This window comes from Halomonas qinghailakensis, from assembly GCF_025820815.1.
Classification (GTDB): Bacteria; Pseudomonadota; Gammaproteobacteria; order Pseudomonadales; family Halomonadaceae; genus Vreelandella; species Vreelandella qaidamensis.
The window spans coordinates 2361665-2381994 of sequence record NZ_CP096973.1 but is presented as its reverse complement, the minus strand read 5'-3'; the positions used below and the strand labels follow the sequence as shown (position 1 = coordinate 2381994).

Genomic DNA, 20330 nt, shown 5'->3' with positions numbered 1-20330 from the left:
TGCACCCAACATAAACGGGCTAATTCAACGTTAATAGGAATAATACGCTAAACGTGCCGAGCTGCCTCACGTTGCAAACGTAGATACAAAAGAGCACTCGCCGTTGCATCCCCCAATACGCCGATCCATTGGAAAACTGGCATTTGCCAGCAAGCTAATGCTTCTGCAATCTGACTACGCATCTCACTCTGAGGATGTAGCCGGCGTAACTGGCGATAGTGCAGCTTTCCAACATCGACCTGGGCGTTAGGCAAACCAAATCCTATCCCTAATTTGAACAGATGGTTCAGGTGTTCCAACGAGCGCTCTAACTGCCAACCAATTAGCGGCCGATTACCAATAAATTCAGCCAACGCCCCAAGATGCTCGGCGTTAGGCATGAGCACTTTGTCAGTCGCATACAGCTGCTGGTGTCGCCGCAGCGTAGCGCTGTTGCTTCGCTCATCTGCCAAGGTTGCCACCCAAGCTTGGCTGGTATGCACTCTACCCGGGCTAAAGATAACCGCAGCTACACTAACCACGGGCGATTGGCCTGGGCTAACCTGACAAGCAAGCGCTACCATCTCCTCCCCCATGTAGGGCTGAAAAAGCCAAGCGTAGGAAGAGTCTGCCCAGCGTCTACGGTCGCTTTCACGCTGCATTAATGTACGTAGCGAGCCACTAAATAGTGACATATGCCGGTCTAACAAGCGCATTCCGCTCACGAATACTCCAAATGATAACGATGGGAAAGCCGCTGTTTAAAATCTTTCACGATATGCAGCGCCTCACGCAATAGGTCACGTTCAAGGGATGAAAGTTCTTGCACCACTACACGGTTACTACGCTGCTGATTCGACGCTTCTGCTGTTTGCAACTGCTGCTTTAAACGTAATTCAGTAAACAGTGCCAACGCTTCGCCCAGGTCATCAGCAAAACGGCGATCAAGACGACCATCTTCTGCTAGAGCGTCCAAGCGGTCTAGGGTGGACGTAGCGTTAATTCGTCGCTCAAGGGCCATTGTGCGCACCCCGTGGACAATCGGGAAGATGCCGCCTTTTTTGATATCAATGCCATGCTGGGGCTTCTTTAAGGAACCGAATAAGGTAAGCGGCGTAGAAAAACGCAGAGCTGCACGAGCAAAATATGACAGCAATAACTCATCACGCGAGCAGCGTTCAAATAACGCTGTACGCACACTGTTTAGCAATTTCGGATCTCCTGCAACACCATGAGCGTCCAACAAAATTGCTAACTTCATTAGACTATCGCCATCTCTTGCACTCACCCATTTGGCAATGTTGCTTTTCCACTGCGACACCGTGCCAACCCACTCAGGATTAGACACCATAATATTACCGGGGCATGGAGGATAACCGAGCTGAATTAACGTTTGAGTCAGCGCATTCATATCTTCGGCAAGCGAAGGCCAGTGACTATCATCAGCTAAAATAAGGCCATTATCTTGATCTGTTTTGAGGATCTGCTCACCGCGCCCCTCACTTCCCATGACCATCAAACAGCTTTGGGCGTGGTACTGCTCAGGAATGATAAATGACCATGCTTTGCTCATGATTCGGCCGTTCAATGCAGCCAATAGATCCATGGCAAAACGCAGCTTGACCCCCTGAGCCATCAGTGCATTGACCAGTTCAGGCGTGCGTTGGCTAGCAGCTGCCAATGCTTCCAAACTATTAGCCTGCTCCACCTGTAGACTAACCACATAGCTACGGCTAGAAAAATAACTAAGTACATCTGTCAGTTCCACCACCCCTTTTAAGGCATCCTGCTCCATGACTACTACACGCGTCACCTTATGACGTGTCATCAATACAAGTGCTTCAAATAGGTACTGGTTCGGCGTAACAGTTACCAGTGAAAAATGGGCCACCTTTTCGACGGAAGAAGTGTGATCATAATTGTCGAGCACAATACCATTGAGCAAATCAGTTTTTGTAACGATGCCAAACTTACCTTGAGTATTGACCAGTAGACTGTCGGCATGGCTATCGTTGAGTTGCCCCACTGCGCTAGCAATATCGGTAGAAGCATCCATAATCAGTGGCTCACGCATGCATTCACTAACTTTTGCCAGCATGAAGCCCGCCATCGTCACACCGCCTTCCGCTCGCTTCTCGGTCAACAGCCGCGCCTTGTGTGATAATGACTGTTTAAAGAAGCTTTCAAAGTCAGGATGATGACGGCAAAGCTTTATAAACAGCGCTTTTGGCATCACATAACACAAGCACTCCTGCTCAGCTTGGAAACGGTACCGACTCTTGCCATTCAGAATACTAATGGCACCGAACAAATCACCTGACGTGTAATGCCCAATCCGTGCACTAGATGCAGGCAGGGTGGGATCAATTTCAGCAACTTCACCTTTATGAATTAAAAACACTGACTCACCCGTTTGCCCCATCTCAATGATAATTTCATTGCGGTCAAAATAGGCGATGTCCATACCTCGACGAACGTGGTCACGCCCTTCATCATCGATTAATGTAAAAGGGAGCTGGGAAAGATCAACGTCAATCATAAATGACCCCACTTAATCGTGATGAAGAATAAAGATGTTTTAAAATACGGTTATTTGCTTGAAAGTTTCATTTGACCCTTTCACATTATACTTTTAGCTATAGAGCTAACGTCGAAACGACGTTAGCTTATCGACCAAAGTAGTGGCTCTCTTAATTAAGCTTGGCCAATTAACTCTGACGTTTATTAAAAGTAGCAAACATTGCTTTTGATCAACCCATAGACCATCGTCCTATCACAAGACAAAAAACGCTAAAAAAATATAAAAAAACTTCAAAAACAAGTCGTTATTTACCACATCAAACGTCATAATGTTTCAAAGAAGCTCATTGATACCAAAGTCTGGGATTTATTTTTTGCAATTATTGCCCACTATTAACAACGAGCCACACAGGGTAATCATGCGTTATTCGCACGATGCTTACCGATTCACTACACAACCGTAATCAATGCCATAATAGGCACTACCGCTTAATCAACAAGGTAATGCGCTTAACCGTGCTAATTCATCACAGATAACTAAAAAAGCGTTTTTCTATGACGGATTACCCTGATGGATCACACGCTATCCTGAGTTCACTTTCCAACCCTAAAAATCACAACTGGAGAGCAACACAATGGCAGATGACAAAGCTAATGCTGCTGAATACTGGAAAGCCAACGTTCGACTAATATTCGGATGTCTAGCCGTTTGGGCATTTGTTTCCTACGGATGCGCTATTCTTTTCCGCCCCCTGCTAGCTGGTATTCCCGTTGGCGGGACTGACTTGGGCTTCTGGTTTGCTCAGCAGGGCTCCATCCTCACTTTTATCGTGCTGATCTTTTTCTATGCCTGGAAAATGAACAAGCTTGACGAAAAATTCGGTCTTGGGGAGTAAGTCAGCATGAGCCAGTTTGCAATTAACTTACTATTTGTTGGCGCTTCATTTGCGCTCTATATCGGGATTGCGATATGGGCGCGAGCGGGATCGACCAAAGATTTCTATGTCGCTGGTGGCGGCGTTCACCCTATCACGAACGGTATGGCAACGGCCGCCGACTGGATGTCAGCTGCATCGTTTATTTCCATGGCGGGCCTGCTAGCATCCGGTGGATATGCTAACTCTTCTTTCCTAATGGGTTGGACCGGCGGCTATGTTATCTTGGCAATGTTGCTAGCGCCTTACCTACGCAAGTTTGGCAAGTTTACGGTGCCTGACTTTATCGGTGACCGCTTTTACAGCAACACAGCGCGCTTCGTCGCGATTGTGTGCTTGATTGTTGCTTCTGTGACCTACGTTATCGGTCAAATGACCGGTGCAGGCGTTGCTTTCTCACGCTTCTTGGAAGTGAGCAACACCTGGGGCATCTGGATCGCAGCATTGATTGTTTTCCTATACGCCGTTTTCGGTGGTATGAAGGGCATCACCTATACACAGGTTGCCCAGTACGTAGTACTTATCATTGCTTACACCATTCCGGCGGTGTTTATTGCCATGCAGCTTACTGGCAACCCGATTCCGATGTTTGGTATGTTCAGTACGCATACTGAATCCGGCATTCCGCTACTGACGAAGCTAGACGAAGTAGTTAATGCGCTTGGCTTCCGCGACTATACCGCTGACGTCGACAATAAGCTCAATATGGTGTTGTTCACACTCTCGCTGATGGTGGGTACAGCAGGTCTGCCACACGTTATTATTCGTTTCTTCACCGTACCTAAAGTTGCTGATGCACGTTGGTCCGCTGGCTGGGCACTGGTGTTCATTGCACTGCTTTACCTTACCGCGCCTGCGGTTGGTTCCATGGCACGCCTGAACTTGGCGACCACGGTGTTTCCAGAAATGGCGGGGCAGGTGGAAAACTACGAAGAAGCAGCCAACAATCCGATTCTCTATGAAGATCGTCCGGAGTGGGTGCGCACGTGGGAAGAAACCGGGCTTATCACCTTCAACGACCTCAATAACGATGGCCGCATCCAGATGTACAACGATGCTGTCGATTTCTCTGATCGTGGCTGGGAAGGTAACGAGCTAACGGTAAACAATGACATTCTCGTTCTGGCTAACCCTGAAATCGCTAATTTGCCAGGCTGGGTTATTGGTCTTATCGCTGCCGGTGGTATCGCAGCGGCACTCTCAACCGCTGCGGGTCTGCTCTTGGCAATTTCATCGGCTATTAGCCATGACTTGATCAAAACAATGATCAATCCGAAGATCTCTGAGAAAGGGGAAATGCTGGCAGCACGTATCTCTATGGGTGGCGCCATTCTTCTGGCTACCTATCTTGGGCTTAATCCGCCAGGGTTCGCAGCACAGACCGTAGCTCTTGCCTTTGGTATCGCCGGTGCATCGCTGTTCCCAGCGCTAATGATGGGTATCTTCTCTAAGCGCATGAACAGCAAAGGCGCAATTGCCGGCATGCTGGCAGGCTTAATCTGCACCTTGCTGTATATTTTCACTTACCTAGGCTGGTTCTTTGTTCCCGGCACCAACATGCTGGCTAACACACCAGACAACTGGATCTTAGGCATCTCACCACTGTCCTTTGGTGCAATAGGGGCAATGATCAACTTTGCAGTTGCCTTTGCTGTCTCTAGTGCAACGGAAGAGCCTCCACAAGAGATTCAAGACCTGGTAGAAAGCGTTCGTTACCCGAAAGGTGCTGGTGTAGCGGTTGACCACTAAGTCATAATCGACCCCTCCTTGGCGCACTGCCATCAGGTTCGGATCGATACTTATCATCGGGCTTCCTTAGGGAGGCCCGATGTCATTTAAGAAGGATAATTTATGATATGGCATCTTGTTGCCGCTGTATTCGCAGGGCTTGCCGCCGCAGGGATAGGCCTACTGCTTAGAACACTCACTCGCAAGCGGCTACCCAAGTGGATAGTGCCCGTCTTTGGTGGTTTAGGCATGCTGGGGTATCAGGTCTCCACCGAATATAGCTGGTTTGATCACAAGCGTTCTCAACTGCCCGAAACAGCTATCGTCATTTCCAGTGACACCTCCAGCGCGGTATGGCGGCCTTGGACGTTTGCCTATCCTATGACGACTAAATTCAGCATTGTTGATAGCGACAATGTACGCGCGCGCCGCGTTGACAATGAGCTCATCGCTGAGTTTATTCTTTACCAGTTTGAACGTCACCATACCGACGTACTGACCACACAGCCTTATATATTGAACTGCACTCACCGCGAACTAATGCCCCTAAATGCGGAGACAGGTGATGCTGAAGTAAGCAGACTACGCACATTGCGGGAAACGGCTCCTTTGCTGACAACCGTTTGCCAACTTGCCGCTGACCAGCAGCAGACGTAGCGGTCTGCCTTCGCTTAAAATGAAGCGTTTATTCGCGTAGTCGCTAAGTGAAGCTTTTAATGTAGGGAGACAACATGTTCCATGGCGGTCTACTGGTCGCAGTATCGCTGCTTTATATTGCAGTGTTATTTGGCATTGCCTGGTTTGGTGACCGCCGTGCACGTACCCATGGTGCCAGCCGCCGACGGCCAATTATCTACAGTTTGGCATTGGCAATTTACTGTACCTCGTGGACGTTTTACGGCGCGGTAGGGCAAGCAGCCACGGCGGGCTGGTCGTTTGCGAGTATCTTTGTTGGCCCGATCTTAACGTTTTTACTGTTTTGGCCTGTACTGGCAAAAATGATTCGCGTTGCAAAGCATCAAAACGTTACGTCAATTGCTGACTTTATTGCCTCTCGCTACGGCAAAACGCAATCTCTCGCCGCCTTTGCCAGCTTAGTCGCCCTTATTGGCACTCTGCCCTACATTGCGCTGCAATTAAAAGCGGTGTCTACCACGTTTAGTGTGCTTACCGACGCTGCGGATATGACCCATACGCCGCTGTTTGGCGACACTGCATTTTACGTCGCGATTGTCATGGCGATCTTCGCCATCCTGTTTGGGACACGTCATACCGATGCGACAGAGCATCACGAAGGACTAATTCATGCCGTAGCTTTCGAATCTTTGATAAAGCTATTGGCCTTTGTGGTACTCGGCGCTTTTGTTACCTGGGGCATGTTTGATGGCCTAGGTGAGCTAATGGGCCATGCCGAGAGCCAGTTAGAGCTACAGCGCCAGCTAGCCAACCAAGATTTTGGCCAAAGTTTCTGGGCACAAACGCTGCTTGCAATGCTCGCCATACTTTGTCTGCCACGCCAATTTCATGTCGCCGTTGTGGAAAATATCCATCCGGATGACGCCACAAAAGCACGCTGGCTATTTCCACTTTACCTACTCGCGGTCGCCTTTTTTGTTGTGCCTTTAGCGGCGGCCGGCCTGTTACTGTTTTCTGAAAGCGGGGTCGAGCCTGATACCTATGTACTTGCCCTTTCTATGGCATCCGGCCAGCAGTGGCTGACGCTTCTCACCTTTATTGGCGGTTTTTCTGCCGCCACAGGCATGGTGATTGTGGCGGCAGTGGCGGTTTCCATTATGATTTCTAATGAAATAGTGATTCCGGCGCTATTTAGACTGCGTTGGTTTGACACCAAAGCACGCGATTATGGGCGCTTGGTGTTACGCGCACGCCGTCTGACCATTGTCGCTGTCTTGGCGATGGCTTACGGCTTCTATCAACTCATTGCTGAGTTCACTTCTCTAGCGTCCATTGGCATGCTCTCTTTTGCAGCCGCCGCTCAGTTTGCGCCAGCGCTTATCGGTGGTTTGTACTGGAAACGCGGCAACCGACTTGGCGTGATTGTCGGCATGAATGCTGGCTTCGCCATTTGGACTTACAGCCTGCTAATGCCGGCAATGATCAACGCGGGCGTACTACCGCAAGCATGGCTAGCAGGCGGGCCACTAGGACTGACTTGGCTATCTCCCACGACCTTATTTGGCCTGAACTTAGGTGATCCGTTCACACATGGCGTCATGCTGTCGCTGGGAATCAACCTGTTTTGCTATATTTTCGTTTCACAAGTGACGTCTCAGCGCGTCGTAGAACGTATTCAGGCATCACTGTTTGTTGATAGTGTTGAAACTCGCCAAACCTCGGTTAACCGCCCCTGGACCGGTGCCACCACCGTTGGTGACCTGAAAGTGCTTTGCGAACGCTTCCTAGGCGCCAGCCAAGTGGAACGAGCATTCGAGGATTATGCACGCCGTGCGGGCAAGCCTATGGAAGATAGCTCCCGAGCGTCCATCGATGTTATTCAGTTTACCGAACGTTTTCTTGCCTCAGTGTTAGGCGCATCATCGGCCCGGATCGTGGTTAACTCAGCACTTCAAGGGCGTGGCATTGGTATCTCAGATGTCATCTCAATTGTTGATGAAGCATCCCAAGTGCTGGAGTTCAATCGCGCACTGCTGCAAGCCACTATTGAAAATATCAACCAGGGCATCAGCGTTGTAGACCAGAACTTGCGTCTGGTGGTGTGGAACCAACGGTATTTAGAGCTATTCCGCTTCCCAGACCATTTGATACGGGTTGGCGCACCGATGGACCGCATTTTTCGTTATAACGCCCATAACGGCGAATATGGCCCCGGCGATCCAGAAGAGCATGTCCAACTGCTGTTAGATAACATTCGTGACGGACAACCCCATCGATACGTGCGCTATCGCCAAGATGGCAGCGTGCTGGAAGTCCAGGGCAACCCGATGCCTGGCGGGGGGTTTGTCTATACCTATCAGGATATTACCCAACAGAAGCGAATCGAAGAAGCATTGATACGCTCTGAAAATAATATCCGTATTTACACAGACAATGTACCGGCACTGATTGCTTACTTTGATAAGGAGTGTCGCTATTTATTCACCAACCGCGCCTATGAACAAGCCTTCGACATAGATCGTAATGCCGTCATTGGGCGGCGCTACGAAGACGTATTGCCCGTTAAAAAGGCCGAAGAGCGTATGCCATGGGTACAGCGAACCCTAGCAGGCGAACGGGTAAGTTTTGAAGTCTCGATGCGTGTCAACGACGCCATGCGCTATATGCTGGTCACCTATACGCCCCACTTTGGCGACAGCCAATCGATCCTAGGCTTCTTCGCACTTTATCAAGATATTACCGAGCGCCGCCAAGCCGAAATCGCTTTGAAAGAGACCAACGAAACGCTTGAAGAGCGCGTTCGCGAGCGCACTCAGGCGCTTTCCGAGGCCAATGCGGCGTTGCGTCAGGAGAACCGTGTGCGCGCCGAAGCCGAACAGGCGCTGCGTCAAGCGAAGCAATTAGCCGAAGATGCTAACGCGTCTAAAACACGCTTTTTAGCTGCTGCCAGCCATGATTTATTGCAGCCACTTAACGCCGCGCGACTGTTTACTTCTGCGTTAATGCAAAACGTTACTGCCAGCGATACCCAACGCACCATTAGCCATATTGATAACTCACTTCAAGCGGCAGAGGAGCTACTGGGTACGTTGTTAGACATTTCTAAACTTGATGCAGGCGCATTAACGCCCCGCCGCAGCCACTTTGCATTAGCCGATATCATCCGCCCATTGCGGGCAGAGTTTGAAGTGATGGCAGAAGACAGAGGCCTGGATCTCGTAGTTGTACCAACGCAACAGTGGGTAGACTCAGATCCACAAATGCTGCGCAGAATTGTGCAAAACTTTCTCTCTAATGCAATCCGCTATACGCAAGAAGGCCGTGTACTGCTAGGTTGCCGCCGACAAAATGACCGCCTTTCTATTGAAGTATGGGATAGCGGGCCTGGAATACCAGAATCAAAGCTTACGGAAATTTTTCAAGAATTCCGGCGTTTGGATCAAGTATCACGCCATAAAGAGAGTGAGAAAGGCCTAGGCTTAGGGCTTTCTATCGCAGACCGTATGAGCCGCGTACTTGACCACCCTATTAAGGTTCGGTCTTGGGTCGGCGTGGGGACAGCATTCTGCGTCAGTGTACCTATTGTGGCCGCCCGTGAAGTAACTGTCGCGGATCAAGAACCTCAGAACCGGCGTAGCGGTAATAAGCTAGCGGGTACTCGCATAGTGTGTATTGATAATGAAACTCTGATTTTAGAAGGCATGACCGCCATGCTGACAGGCTGGGGATGCGAGGTATTTACAGCCACCAGTATTGGTGGTGCAAAATCGATTTTGCGTAATATGGACGGTGATCCTGACGCCATCTTGGCAGACTACCACCTAGATAACGAAGTGACCGGCCTAATGGCGCTTGAAGCCCTTAGTGAGCGCTTTGAAGGAGCGGTACCTGGTATTGTCATCACCGCCGACCGCACCGAAACGGTGGCAGAAGAGATCAAACGTGCGGGTTATCAACTGCTACTTAAGCCAGTCAAACCTGCCGCGCTGCGCGCGCTTTTAACTCGCACCCTTCAGGCTAGCCGGGCAGGAGGGAAAACGTAATGATACAGCATACCGCCATTCCCGAATAACGTACTAAACCGTCATTCCCAAATGTGATGCACCAAACCGTCATTCCCGAGTGGGGTTATCGGGAATCCAATTTGACCTTATCCGCTGATATGGGTGCGTGCTTCAAAATAGATTCCCGCTAAAAGCACGCGGGAATGACAGAGCGGCGAGACAGATGCATCACAACGCCATTCCCGAATGACGTACTAAACCGTCATTCCCAAATGACGCACCAAACCGTCATTCTCAAATGATGCACCAAACCGTCATTCCCAAATGATGCACCAAACCGTCATTCCCGAGTGGGGTTATCGGGAATCCAATTTGACCTTATCCGCTGATATGAGTGCCTGCTTCTAAGTAGATTCCCGCTAAAAGCACGCGGGAATGGCAAAGAGGCGAGACACGTATTAGCGAAAAAATATATTAATATTAATTAGCTATTAAGAAGAAACTTTCGGCGGCTCTACTTCCAGCTTTTGAGCAGCAATAACCGCCTGAGTGCGCGAATGAACACCTAGCTTGCGCAGAATAGCCGTTACGTGCGCTTTAATCGTTGCTTCTGAGACGCTAAGCTCATAAGCGATCTGCTTATTGAGCAGCCCTTCGGTCAGCATATTGAGGACCCGAAACTGCTGAGGTGTCAGCGAGGCAATTGCCTCTGCAAAACGTGACTCTTCTTCGCTGGTTTCATCTAATACATTTGCCAATGCTTCTGGCAACCAAACTTCCCCTTCCATAATCTCTCCCACCGCCTCAGCAATTAGCTGTAGCGATGATGATTTAGGAATAAAGCCTGATGCGCCATAATCGATTGCGCGTCGTACGACATAGGGCTCATCACTGCCTGACACAACCGCTACCGGAATATCTGGCATCTGACCTCGCAGTTGAATCAATCCCGAGAAGCCATGCGCGCCAGGCATGTGTAAGTCCAATAAAATCAAATCAGCATCTGGGTGCCGATTGACGACCTCAGTGGTGGCTTCCATAGTATCGGCTTCGACAATCTCAGCCTGGGGAGCTAATTGGCGCAACGCCTGGGTAAGCGCTGCACGAAACAGCGGATGGTCGTCAGCGACGATAAACTTATGGGCTACTGCCATGGATATTCCTCCGGTTCCTCGAGCAGCGGGGTTGTTTGCCGCCGCGACGCTAGGCTCATACGGTTGAAGCATGGTACCCCATGGGCTTCGTCATTCCCAAGCATCACATGCATAATTTGTCATCGATACGTCATTAGAACCAAAATAACAGTGCCGGCTTGATAGCCGGCACTGTAACAGACTGAACTAGTTTGCCCTAATTAACATAGCAACCAGTTGACATCCGTCATTAAAAAGCACTCCCCCAACAAGGCAGGGGGAGTAAAACATCACTGGTTGGCACGGTGCTCAATGAGTTCATCAACCACCGATGGGTCAGCTAGTGTACTGGTATCCCCCAAGCCGTCGCACTCATTCGCAGCAATCTTGCGTAGAATGCGGCGCATAATCTTACCTGAACGCGTCTTAGGAAGGCCTGGCGCCCACTGGATCACATCTGGCGATGCGATTGGACCAATATCTTTACGCACCCACTGGGTTAGCTCTTTCTTAAGTTCATCGGTAGGGTCAATACCATCGTTTAGCGTGACATAGATATAGATACCCTGACCCTTAATATCGTGCGGGAAGCCAACAACAGCGGCTTCTGCCACTGCTGAATGAGCGACTAAAGACGACTCGATTTCAGCAGTACCCATACGGTGTCCAGAAACGTTAAGTACGTCGTCTACACGGCCTGTAATCCAGTAATAGCCATCCTCATCACGGCGGCAACCATCTCCTGTGAAGTACATACCGTCGTAGGTAGAGAAGTACGTTTGTACAAAGCGTTCGTGGTCTCCCCAAATGGAGCGTGCTTGCCCCGGCCAGGAATCAAGGATCACTAAGTTGCCTTCTGCTTCACCTTCTAGCAGATGGCCTTCGTTGTCTACCAGTGCAGGGTTCACACCAAAGAAGGGCGTGGTAGCAGAGCCAGGCTTCAGATCAGTAGCGCCAGGCAGGGGCGCGATCATAATGCCGCCTGTTTCTGTTTGCCACCACGTATCCACAATCGGACATTTCTCATTGCCGATGACGCGATAGAACCACTCCCAAGCTTCTGGGTTGATAGGTTCGCCCACAGATCCTAACAAGCGTAGCGATTCGCGCTTGCTAGAATCCATGACGTTGTCGCCATGCGCCATAAGCGCACGGACAGCAGTAGGTGCGGTATAAAGAATATTAACCTGATGCTTATCAACAATTTCGCCCATGCGTCCATGGGTAGGATAGCTTGGCACACCTTCAAACATTAACGTGGTAGCGCCATTGGCAAGCGGTCCATACACGATGTAGCTGTGACCTGTCACCCAGCCTACGTCCGCTGTGCACCAGTATACCTCGCCTTCTTGATAGTCGAAGATATATTGATGGGTCATCGCAGCGTAGGTCAGGTAGCCACCGGTAGTATGCTTCAGACCTTTCGGCGCGCCCGTAGAGCCGGAGGTATACAGAATAAACAGCGGGTCTTCAGCATTCATGGTTTCGGCAGCACACTCGGTAGACTGCTTATCCACTAGCTCATCAAACCAGATGTCACGCCCATCCTGCCACTCAATATCACCACCGGTGCGCTTCACCACCAATACGTTTTTGCACACATCCGTGCCATCACGGGTTAACGCTGAGTCGACGTTCTCTTTAAGAGGAACGTGTTTGCCACCACGCACCGACTCATCGGCAGTAATCACCAATTTAGAATCAGCACCAATGACGCGCTGAGCCACTGCGTCCGGCGAAAAACCACCAAACACCACGGAGTGAACGGCTCCAATGCGGGCGCAGGCCAACATGGCCATGGCTGCCTCAGGAATCATTGGCATGTACAACGTGACTGTATCGCCTTTCTTAATACCCAGCGATTTCAGCCCGTTGGCCAGCTGGTTCGTGCGCTCGTAAAGCTCACGGTAAGTGATATTTTTTGAATCGTTGGGATTATCGCCTTCCCAAATAATCGCCGTTTGGTCGCCACGCTTTTCCAAGTGACGATCTAAACAGTTGGCGCTGACGTTAAGCTCACCATCTTCAAACCAACGGATATCAACGTTGTCTCGTGAGAATGAGGTATTTTTAATCTTGGTTGGCGTCTTGATCCAATCAAGCCGCTTTGCCTGTTCGGCCCAGAAACTCTCTGGATCGTTCATGGACTGTTGATACATTGCCGCATATTTATCTTTATCAGCCCATGCACTGGCAGCGATATTATCGCGCACTGGATAGACGTTATTATGCTCGCTCATGAAATTGCCTCTGTCCGTGAAAATGCACTTTCTGGAAATGTAGTCGGTATTATTATTAGTCGCACCGATACGTTAAATATTTATCTAGCATAAACCTCCCAAGGCCAGCTTCCCTTTAGACATTGGTATTAACATTTTTTAAATTAAAAACAATAGCTTAAATCACTTTCATGCTTTTTCAAAAGAGCTGTAGACCAAGGTCTGATCACAATGGCGGCAGCGATAGCGGCTCCCCTTTGCTACTAAAGCGTGACGCCTAGCGGTAAAACGATGTGTTTGACAACCGCATTGATAATAATAAGGGCGCGACTGTGCTTCCTTAATGTCAAAATGATGGGTCACCTTAGGGGTAAGACCAAACAGATCGCGCATGACAACTTGCCATTCACGTCCATGGGGTTTAAATCGCGCACCATTTGCTAAATGAAAAACCAGCCAATGTGCCATTTCATGAGGAATCACCTCGTCAAAAAAGGCTTGCCGATTATTACTCAGCAAAACAAGATTAAAACGTAGTCCTCCACGCCCCAAATGCGCCTGCCCTGCCGAGGCACCTGTTAGGTCGAACCACAGCATTGGTGCAGGCAACGTAGGATAGACTTCTTGACAGCGTTTTAAGGCTTCATCAGCCCTTTCTCGCACAGCGTGCTTGAGCGCCTCTGACGATAGCATCGCGAGTTTTTCAGCAGGCCAAGGGGGCAGTGGTAGCGTCTTCATTAGTGATAAACTAGCTCATAATGATGTCGCCAACGATTGTTGCCGATTAACATCGTTTTCTCAAAGTCGATTTTTATGATGAGGCCCCCTATGGCAGAGCGCAATAATGTGCCCGCAGCAACGTCGCCCACTACTACCCCGCCTCAGCCGCTGCTTGACGATGAGCAGCTTGATAGATTGGACGACTTTCTCGATTCAGAGCAAGTGGGCGAAGATGCATTGGATCTTATCTCTGCCCATGGCTTTTTAGTGGCACTGGCAGTCGCCCCTAGCGAATTACCCTCCCAGCAATGGCTAAATGAGCTATTTCAGGGAGAGCCCAGCTACCGTGACGATGCCGAACGAGACGAGATTACCCAATTACTAACACTGCTGCGTGATAACGCAGTTGCAGTGCTTGAACAAGGTGGCCTACCAGAACTACCCTTCGAGCTAACGCTAGACGGCATTCCCGCAGAGGAAACACCGATCGGAGACTGGTGTGCGGGCTTTATGGAAGGTGTCTTTAGTGATGAAAGCGCTTGGTTTGAGGAAGACGAAGAGGCCGCAGCCACTCTGCTGCTGCCCTTTATGTCGCTCTCAGGGTTATTCGATGATGAGCCCGAAATGGCAGAAATGGCCCAAGATCAAGCCAGCCAGGAAACCTTTGCCGCTCAACTGCCAGAATTAGTACTGGACCTTTATCTACACTACCGCGTGCCTCCTGAAACACCAAAACCCAAGCCACGCAAGAAAACGCCAGCCAAAAATAAAAAGCGTAAATGAGCGGTCTTTATTTAAGGCGGGTGACAATCCCATCTATAACACCATAAACCCACTCTCGGGCCCGCTGCCCCCAGGGCCGTGCGGCCCAGGCAGTGGCATCGACTTCTTGGCTAGCGGCGAAGTTACGCTCAAATAGCGCCTGAACCTCGCAGGCAAAGGCTGAGCTGTCTATTTCTTGGTTAGCTTCAAGGTTCCAATGCAGGTTCCAGTGATCGAAGTTACAGGACCCAATGCTGACCCAATTATCTGCTAGCACACACTTGGCATGAATAAACGTAGGTTGAAACTCAAAAATTCGTACGCCTGCTTTTAACATTACTTGGTAAAAGCGCTGCCCTGCATAACGCACTCCTGGGTGGTCATGCTTACTCCCTGGCAACAACAAACGAACATCAATGCCACGGCGTGCCGCCCGAATAAGGCGTCGGCGTAGCGTGAAGGTCGGGACAAAATAAGGCGTACACAACCAGAGCCGCTGGTTTGCCTTATTTACCTGGGCATAAAGCGAGTGGCGAATTGCTTGATAACGATACCCTTGCGCTGACATCACACGGCCGCATATACCATCAGCATAATGCTCTGCTGTCCGCTGTTTTGGCAGCGCGCGACACTGCCTATCGCCTGCTCGCCGGGTTAGCCGGGAATGCCATAAACGGCGAAAAAGCCTTTCCCAATCGGCCACTACCGGGCCTTCAATACGCAGCGCAATTTCATACCATGCTTCCAAAAACTCATCTACCGCGCCAAACCCGCCAGTAAAAGCAATCTCCCCATCAACGACAACAATTTTGCGGTGGTCACGACTTAAGTTGCGAGCTAACGAGTGAAAACCGATAGGATTGAAGAACCTTAACACGACACCTGCTTGCTCTAGGCGTTTACGGTCATGACGCTCCAACCCCATTGAGCCATAGCCGTCGAGCAATAAATACACCTCCACGCCGCGCTCGGCAGCGTTAATCAGCGCATCACTTACTTGGCTCGCTAGTTTACCTGACTCCATCAAATAGAGTTCTACCAGCACATAGTGCTGCGCCTGGTTAACAGCTTCAAACATAGCAGGCAAAAACCGAGTCGCTTCTGGCAGCAGGGCAATACGGTTGCCTTCTCGCCACACGTGCTGCATAGAGACTCCCTCTCTTGATGAAACGGCTTAGCGGCGAATCAACGAACGATGTACGTACAAATCGTAACGGCTCGTTTTACCTTCTAGCGTATGCTGTGGTGCAGGCCCAGCAATCGGAGGCGCTTTACGAGGTCGTTTAACCACCACGCGATGTGTCGCTACATCCAGCGCGGCTTCTAATAAGCGCGGAGCATCAGCATCATCCCCCGCCAGCTCTCGAAACAAACGCATCTCTTTTTTGACTAATGCCGATTTTTCACGGTGTGGAAACATCGGATCAAGATGAATAACGTCAGGAGCAAAAGCTGCGCTTGCTACAATAGCAGCAAGCTGCTCGGCTGCATCGCCATGGCGAAGCGTCATACGCGATGCAATCTCTGCTGTCGCGTCTGTTTTTGCGGCACGGGCGAGGCCATCTTGAAGCAACGCGGCAATCGCTGCGACGCGCTCAATCAATAACACCTGAGCGCCCAAGCTGGCTAACACAAAGCTATCACGCCCTAACCCCGCCGTGGCATCCACAACACAAGGGGTAACACCTTTAGCCAGCCCACAGGCTCTTGCCACTAGCTGCCCGCGCCCGCCACCAAACTGACGCCGATGAGCCGCTTTACCAGCGGCGAAATCGACGCTTAGGGGATTTCCGTATTGGCGCTCATCCCCTGACAGGGCCAACTGGCCATTCACATAGCTAAGCGCTAACCCCGTCGGCAACGCAAGCGAGGAGGGATTCACCACCTGACTCATGTTGACTTTTTCCAGGCAACGTCATTGCGCAAATAAACCGGCTGTACCTCATGGGCCGCTTGGCCCAAACCCGCTTCTAAATCGCGAATGGCCAACCATGCCACCTCTTCCGCCCGAGGTTCAAGATCAGTGAGGTGCTGAGACATTGCCGTTTGTGTGCTTAACGTAAACTCATCCCACAGTGTAAAACCTGACCCCACTCCTACCCAGTCGGTTTCGCTGGCAGGTAAGCAAAAATTTGTCGGCGCGATGACAATCTCATCGCTTTTTAAGCTAAGGGTGTCGTTAAGGCAGTGCCAAGTAGCCGCATAAACTTCTCCCATTCGGGCATCTAACGCGGTGACTACATGGCGAAAATGGTAGCGGCGGTGGGCCTGCAGAGCGAGTGCTTCTAAGGTAGAGATACCCAGCAATGGACAATCCAACCCAAACGCCAAGCCTTGCGCTGCACCCGCAGCAATACGCAAGCCAGTAAATGAACCGGGCCCACGCCCAAACGCGACAGCATCTAACTGCTGGGCCGATATATTGGCTTCAGCAAGTATGTCATCCACCATCGGCATCAAACGCCGAGTATGAGCTCGCGGTGTCATCTCAAAACGCGCCAAACAGTCACGCTGATTACCCTGTTGACGCAACAAAGCCGCTGAGCAGGCACTAGAAGATGCATCCAGTGCGAGAAGGTATAACGATGACATCGGTTCTGCACTCCCTAAAATAGTCGGCCATTATACCTTTACACAGCTCTAACGACGATGGCCCGCAGGAAACCTGCGGGCCATCGTACAAATCACTAGCAACCGTTACTTAGCAAAGCGCTTCTTTTACTTGCCGAGTAATGTCAGCCACACTGCCCACACCTTCTACGCGATGATACTGCGGCGCAGCCTCAGGGTCTTCTTTCGCCCATTGCTGGTAATAGTCAACCAGAGGAGCGGTTTGGTCGTGATAAACCGATAAGCGGTTACGCACGGTGGACTCTTGATCGTCTTCACGCTGAATCAGTGCTTCACCTGTGACATCATCCTTACCCATCTCTTTGGGTGGATTGTGGTCGACATGATAAACACGCCCAGACGCTGGATGTACACGGCGACCTGCCAGACGACTAACAATTTCTTCGTCTGGTACGGCAATTTCCAGCACGTGATCCAGCTTAACGCCAGCTTCTTTCATCGCATCAGCCTGCGGAATAGTGCGCGGGAAACCATCGAACAAGAAACCGTTTTCACAGTCAGGCTGGCTGATGCGCTCTTTAACAAGATCGATAATGACATCGTCAGACACCAAACCGCCGCTGTTCATTATCTCTTTTACTTTGAGCCCTAGTTCAGTGCCATCCTTAATGGCTGTGCGCAGCATATCCCCGGTGGAAATTTGCGGGATCTTAAATTGCTCACAGATAAACTGAGCCTGAGTTCCCTTCCCCGCGCCGGGGGCACCCAACAGGATTAAACGCATGGCACTGCTCCTTGAATGTTAGTCGTTAGATATAAGTAATGTTGAACAATGGACTGACAATAACCGTGCCGTTCGGACGACACAACTCCCCAAAAGCCTGATAATGCATTTTTTTAACATTTTCTTAAGCAAAAACAGTGAACTGGCAACTCCTTGTACTTTGGTCACCCCTGCTTCGCTGACCTATCGAACCGTTTTAAACACAAGCGGCGCCCTAGTGGGCGCCGCTTGTGGCTTACTGTGAGACGATTACAGTAGTAACCGGCGAATATCCGTCAGCACATCGGCCAGGAAGGCCGTAAAGCGGGCGGCATCCGCACCGTTAATTGCGCGGTGATCGTAGGAGAGCGACAACGGCATCATCAGACGCGGCTGGAAGGTACTGCCATCCCATACCGGTTTCATCTGCGCTTTCGACACCCCCAAGATCGCCACTTCCGGCGCATTAACGATCGGCGTGAACGCGGTTCCACCAATTGAGCCAAGGCTCGAAATGGTGAAGCAGCCACCGGTCATCTCATCACGCTTAAGCTTCTTGGTTTGCGCTTTCTTGCCTAGCTCCGCCATCTCCTTGGCTATCTCGATCAAGGATTTCTTATCAGCGTTACGCACCACCGGCACCATCAAACCGTCCGGCGTATCCACGGCAATCCCAATATGCACGTAGTTTTTCCATACCAGCGTTTCGCCGTCGCCTTTGAGGCTAACGTTAAACTGGGGAAATTTACGTAGTGCAAAGGCACAGGCTTTGACCATAAACGGCAACGGTGTCAGCTTGGCACCTTGGGCTTCGGCCTCGGCTTTCATAGCTTTACGGAAGCTTTCAAGCTCGGTAATGTCGGCCTCGTCGAACTGCGTCACGTGAGGTACATTGAGCCAGCTGCGGTGCAGATTGGTCGCGCCCATTTTCAGCAGGCGGCCCATCGGCTTCTCTTCCACTTCGCCAAACTGACTGAAGTCGACTTCTGGGATCGCAGGAATACCCGCACCACCACTCGCTGCAGGAGCAGCAGCCGGTTGCGCTTTACCCTGGCTAGCAATCGCCTGTTTCACGTAAGCATGGACGTCTTCTTTCAGCACGCGCTCTTTCGGGCCACTAGGCTTAACAAGACCAAGGTCAACGCCAAGCTCACGAGCCAGCATGCGCACCGCAGGGCCTGCGTGCACCAGTTTACCATCGCGAGGCTTATGGGCAGCCATCTGCGCTTCTGGGCTAGGCGTTCCTTCTGGTGAAGCTGCTGGCCTAGCACTTGATTGACTGGTACTTGACTGACTGGTGCTTGACTGATTAGCACTAGAGGACTGAGCTTTCTCCGGCGCCGCTTTCTTAGCGGCAGCCTTTTTGGCACCAGCCACTTCCATATAGCCAATCACATCGCCTTCAGAAACGGTGTCACCCTCTTTCACGGTAAGCTCTAAGAGCTTGCCTTTGTAAGGGCTAGGCACGTCCATAGAGGCCTTGTCAGACTCCAGGGTGATCAGCGGGTCTTCTTCGTTGACCTCATCCCCTGCCGCGACACCAATTTCGATAATCGGCACGTCAGAAGAACCTGACAGATCAGGTACGCGAATCTCTTTGCGCTCAGGCTCACCGCTACCGCTATCTTCTTCAACGGCAGACTCTTCTTCCGACGCGCTGCTGGCTTGGCTAGCGGCTTGCGGCGCGTCTTCTTCTTCAGCCGATGCATCACCGCCTTCGTCCGCGATTTCCATCTGGCCGATCACGTCGCCTTCCGAGACGGTATCGCCTTCTTTCACCGTGAGCGCAACGATCTTACCGCCGTGCGGGCTGGGTACATCCATCGAGGCTTTATCCGACTCGAGGGTAATCAGGGTGTCTTCGGCGTTGACGTCATCGCCGGCGCTGACCGCCACTTCGATGATTTCAACGTTGTCTGAACCACCCAGGTCCGGCACTTTAATATCGACCGTTTGTTTACCGCCACCGGCTTTCTTCGCTGCCGGTGCGGGGGCGTCTTCCTGCTTTGGTGCGGGGGCTTCGTCGGAGGAGCTGTCAGCCGCTGCTTCCGGCTTGGCATCGCCACCGCCTTCAACCTCCAGCTCAACGATGTCGTCACCTTCCGAGACGGTATCGCCTTCTTTGACCAGCACTTTGAGCACCTTGCCGCCTTTCGGGGCCGGGACGTCCATGCTGGCTTTGTCAGATTCCAGGGTGATTAGGGTGTCTTCCGCTTCAATGACGTCGCCTTCTGACACCGCAATCTCGATGATTTCGACATCGGTGTCGCCACCGATATCGGGAACTTTGATGATTTCGCTACTCAAGGTCGCGCTCCTTCCAAATCGGATCGAGCCGGCGGGCATCTGCCCGCCGGGCA

The 20330-nt window shown here is 51.0% G+C and carries 15 protein-coding genes; 5 read left to right on the top strand and 10 right to left on the bottom strand.

Annotated elements, in window-relative coordinates; translation table 11 throughout:
• Positions 1-47: 47 nt before the first annotated feature.
• Positions 48-695: a 3'-5' exonuclease family protein gene (locus tag M0220_RS11060; protein ID WP_264019224.1), complete on the bottom strand. Its 648-nt coding sequence runs from the start codon at positions 693-695 to the stop codon at positions 48-50.
• A gap of 5 nt (positions 696-700) precedes the next feature.
• On the bottom strand, positions 701-2518 hold the full coding sequence (locus M0220_RS11055; protein WP_030074035.1) for a putative nucleotidyltransferase substrate binding domain-containing protein: 1818 nt from the start codon (positions 2516-2518) through the stop codon (positions 701-703).
• Between the two features lie 616 nt (positions 2519-3134).
• On the opposite strand from M0220_RS11055, the gene M0220_RS11050 reads away from it, so the two are divergent.
• The 4 genes from M0220_RS11050 to M0220_RS11035 all read left to right on the top strand — a co-directional run bounded on the left by M0220_RS11050 (position 3135) and on the right by M0220_RS11035 (position 9841).
• Positions 3135-3395 carry a DUF4212 domain-containing protein gene (locus M0220_RS11050; protein WP_030074036.1) on the top strand — a complete coding sequence of 87 codons (261 nt, stop codon included), beginning with the start codon at positions 3135-3137 and terminating at the stop codon, positions 3393-3395.
• A gap of 6 nt (positions 3396-3401) precedes the next feature.
• Positions 3402-5183 (top strand): sodium:solute symporter family protein, encoded by a 1782-nt coding sequence (locus tag M0220_RS11045; RefSeq protein ID WP_030074037.1) that lies wholly within the window; start codon positions 3402-3404, stop codon positions 5181-5183.
• Between the two features lie 102 nt (positions 5184-5285).
• Complete coding sequence (locus M0220_RS11040) at positions 5286-5819, top strand: hypothetical protein (RefSeq protein WP_264017652.1); 534 nt, start codon at positions 5286-5288, stop codon at positions 5817-5819.
• Positions 5820-5893: 74 nt separating this feature from the next.
• The gene (locus M0220_RS11035; RefSeq protein WP_030074041.1) at positions 5894-9841 is read left to right on the top strand and encodes a hybrid sensor histidine kinase/response regulator; all 3948 of its coding nucleotides are present in this window, start codon (positions 5894-5896) and stop codon (positions 9839-9841) included.
• Between the two features lie 452 nt (positions 9842-10293).
• Here M0220_RS11035 and M0220_RS11030 read toward each other — a convergent pair whose 3' ends face one another.
• The 3 genes from M0220_RS11030 to M0220_RS11020 form a co-directional block, all read right to left on the bottom strand.
• Positions 10294-10956 carry a response regulator gene (locus M0220_RS11030; RefSeq protein ID WP_030074043.1) on the bottom strand — a complete coding sequence of 221 codons (663 nt, stop codon included), beginning with the start codon at positions 10954-10956 and terminating at the stop codon, positions 10294-10296.
• A gap of 269 nt (positions 10957-11225) precedes the next feature.
• Positions 11226-13175, bottom strand: a complete 1950-nt coding sequence (gene acs, locus M0220_RS11025; protein ID WP_030074044.1) for an acetate--CoA ligase — start codon at positions 13173-13175, stop codon at positions 11226-11228.
• 168 nt (positions 13176-13343) lie between these two features.
• Entirely contained in the window at positions 13344-13892 is a 549-nt protein-coding gene (locus M0220_RS11020) for a SprT family zinc-dependent metalloprotease (protein ID WP_030074046.1), read from the bottom strand.
• 90 nt (positions 13893-13982) lie between these two features.
• Here M0220_RS11020 and M0220_RS11015 point away from each other — a divergent pair, with 90 nt between their 5' ends.
• Complete coding sequence (locus M0220_RS11015; RefSeq protein WP_030074047.1) at positions 13983-14657, top strand: YecA/YgfB family protein; 675 nt, start codon at positions 13983-13985, stop codon at positions 14655-14657.
• A gap of 7 nt (positions 14658-14664) precedes the next feature.
• On the opposite strand, the gene M0220_RS11010 is transcribed toward M0220_RS11015, so the two are convergent.
• The 5 genes from M0220_RS11010 to aceF all read right to left on the bottom strand — a co-directional run bounded on the left by M0220_RS11010 (position 14665) and on the right by aceF (position 20277).
• Positions 14665-15783, bottom strand: coding sequence for a phospholipase D-like domain-containing protein (locus tag M0220_RS11010; protein WP_264017650.1), 1119 nt, complete (start codon positions 15781-15783; stop codon positions 14665-14667).
• Between the two features lie 27 nt (positions 15784-15810).
• The gene (locus M0220_RS11005; RefSeq protein WP_264017649.1) at positions 15811-16530 is read right to left on the bottom strand and encodes a class I SAM-dependent methyltransferase; all 720 of its coding nucleotides are present in this window, start codon (positions 16528-16530) and stop codon (positions 15811-15813) included.
• Positions 16527-17228, bottom strand: a complete 702-nt coding sequence (tsaB, locus tag M0220_RS11000; protein ID WP_264017648.1) for a tRNA (adenosine(37)-N6)-threonylcarbamoyltransferase complex dimerization subunit type 1 TsaB — start codon at positions 17226-17228, stop codon at positions 16527-16529. The genes M0220_RS11005 and tsaB overlap by 4 nt, the downstream gene beginning before the upstream one ends.
• A 109-nt stretch (positions 17229-17337) precedes the next feature.
• Positions 17338-17991 carry an adenylate kinase gene (gene adk, locus M0220_RS10995; protein WP_030074054.1) on the bottom strand — a complete coding sequence of 218 codons (654 nt, stop codon included), beginning with the start codon at positions 17989-17991 and terminating at the stop codon, positions 17338-17340.
• A 249-nt stretch (positions 17992-18240) separates the two neighbouring features.
• A complete protein-coding gene (gene aceF / locus M0220_RS10990) occupies positions 18241-20277 on the bottom strand; it encodes a pyruvate dehydrogenase complex dihydrolipoyllysine-residue acetyltransferase (protein ID WP_264017647.1) in 2037 nt (678 codons plus the stop codon).
• Positions 20278-20330 lie beyond the last annotated feature (53 nt).

Excerpts from the sequence above, each read along its gene's own strand:
- M0220_RS11040 (WP_264017652.1), top strand. The coding sequence starts at position 5,286 with ATGATATGGCATCTTGTTGCCGCTGTATTCGCAGGGCTTGCCGCCGCA.
- tsaB (WP_264017648.1), bottom strand. The coding sequence starts at position 17,228 with ATGTCATCGTTATACCTTCTCGCACTGGATGCATCTTCTAGTGCCTGC.
- M0220_RS11055 (WP_030074035.1), bottom strand. The coding sequence starts at position 2,518 with ATGATTGACGTTGATCTTTCCCAGCTCCCTTTTACATTAATCGATGAT.
- M0220_RS11060 (WP_264019224.1), bottom strand. The coding sequence starts at position 695 with ATGCGCTTGTTAGACCGGCATATGTCACTATTTAGTGGCTCGCTACGT.
- M0220_RS11020 (WP_030074046.1), bottom strand. The coding sequence starts at position 13,892 with ATGAAGACGCTACCACTGCCCCCTTGGCCTGCTGAAAAACTCGCGATG.
- acs (WP_030074044.1), bottom strand. The coding sequence starts at position 13,175 with ATGAGCGAGCATAATAACGTCTATCCAGTGCGCGATAATATCGCTGCC.
- M0220_RS11030 (WP_030074043.1), bottom strand. The coding sequence starts at position 10,956 with ATGGCAGTAGCCCATAAGTTTATCGTCGCTGACGACCATCCGCTGTTT.
- M0220_RS11050 (WP_030074036.1), top strand. The coding sequence starts at position 3,135 with ATGGCAGATGACAAAGCTAATGCTGCTGAATACTGGAAAGCCAACGTT.
- M0220_RS11045 (WP_030074037.1), top strand. The coding sequence starts at position 3,402 with ATGAGCCAGTTTGCAATTAACTTACTATTTGTTGGCGCTTCATTTGCG.
- M0220_RS11005 (WP_264017649.1), bottom strand. The coding sequence starts at position 16,530 with ATGAGTCAGGTGGTGAATCCCTCCTCGCTTGCGTTGCCGACGGGGTTA.
- M0220_RS11015 (WP_030074047.1), top strand. The coding sequence starts at position 13,983 with ATGGCAGAGCGCAATAATGTGCCCGCAGCAACGTCGCCCACTACTACC.
- M0220_RS11035 (WP_030074041.1), top strand. The coding sequence starts at position 5,894 with ATGTTCCATGGCGGTCTACTGGTCGCAGTATCGCTGCTTTATATTGCA.
- M0220_RS11010 (WP_264017650.1), bottom strand. The coding sequence starts at position 15,783 with ATGCAGCACGTGTGGCGAGAAGGCAACCGTATTGCCCTGCTGCCAGAA.
- adk (WP_030074054.1), bottom strand. The coding sequence starts at position 17,991 with ATGCGTTTAATCCTGTTGGGTGCCCCCGGCGCGGGGAAGGGAACTCAG.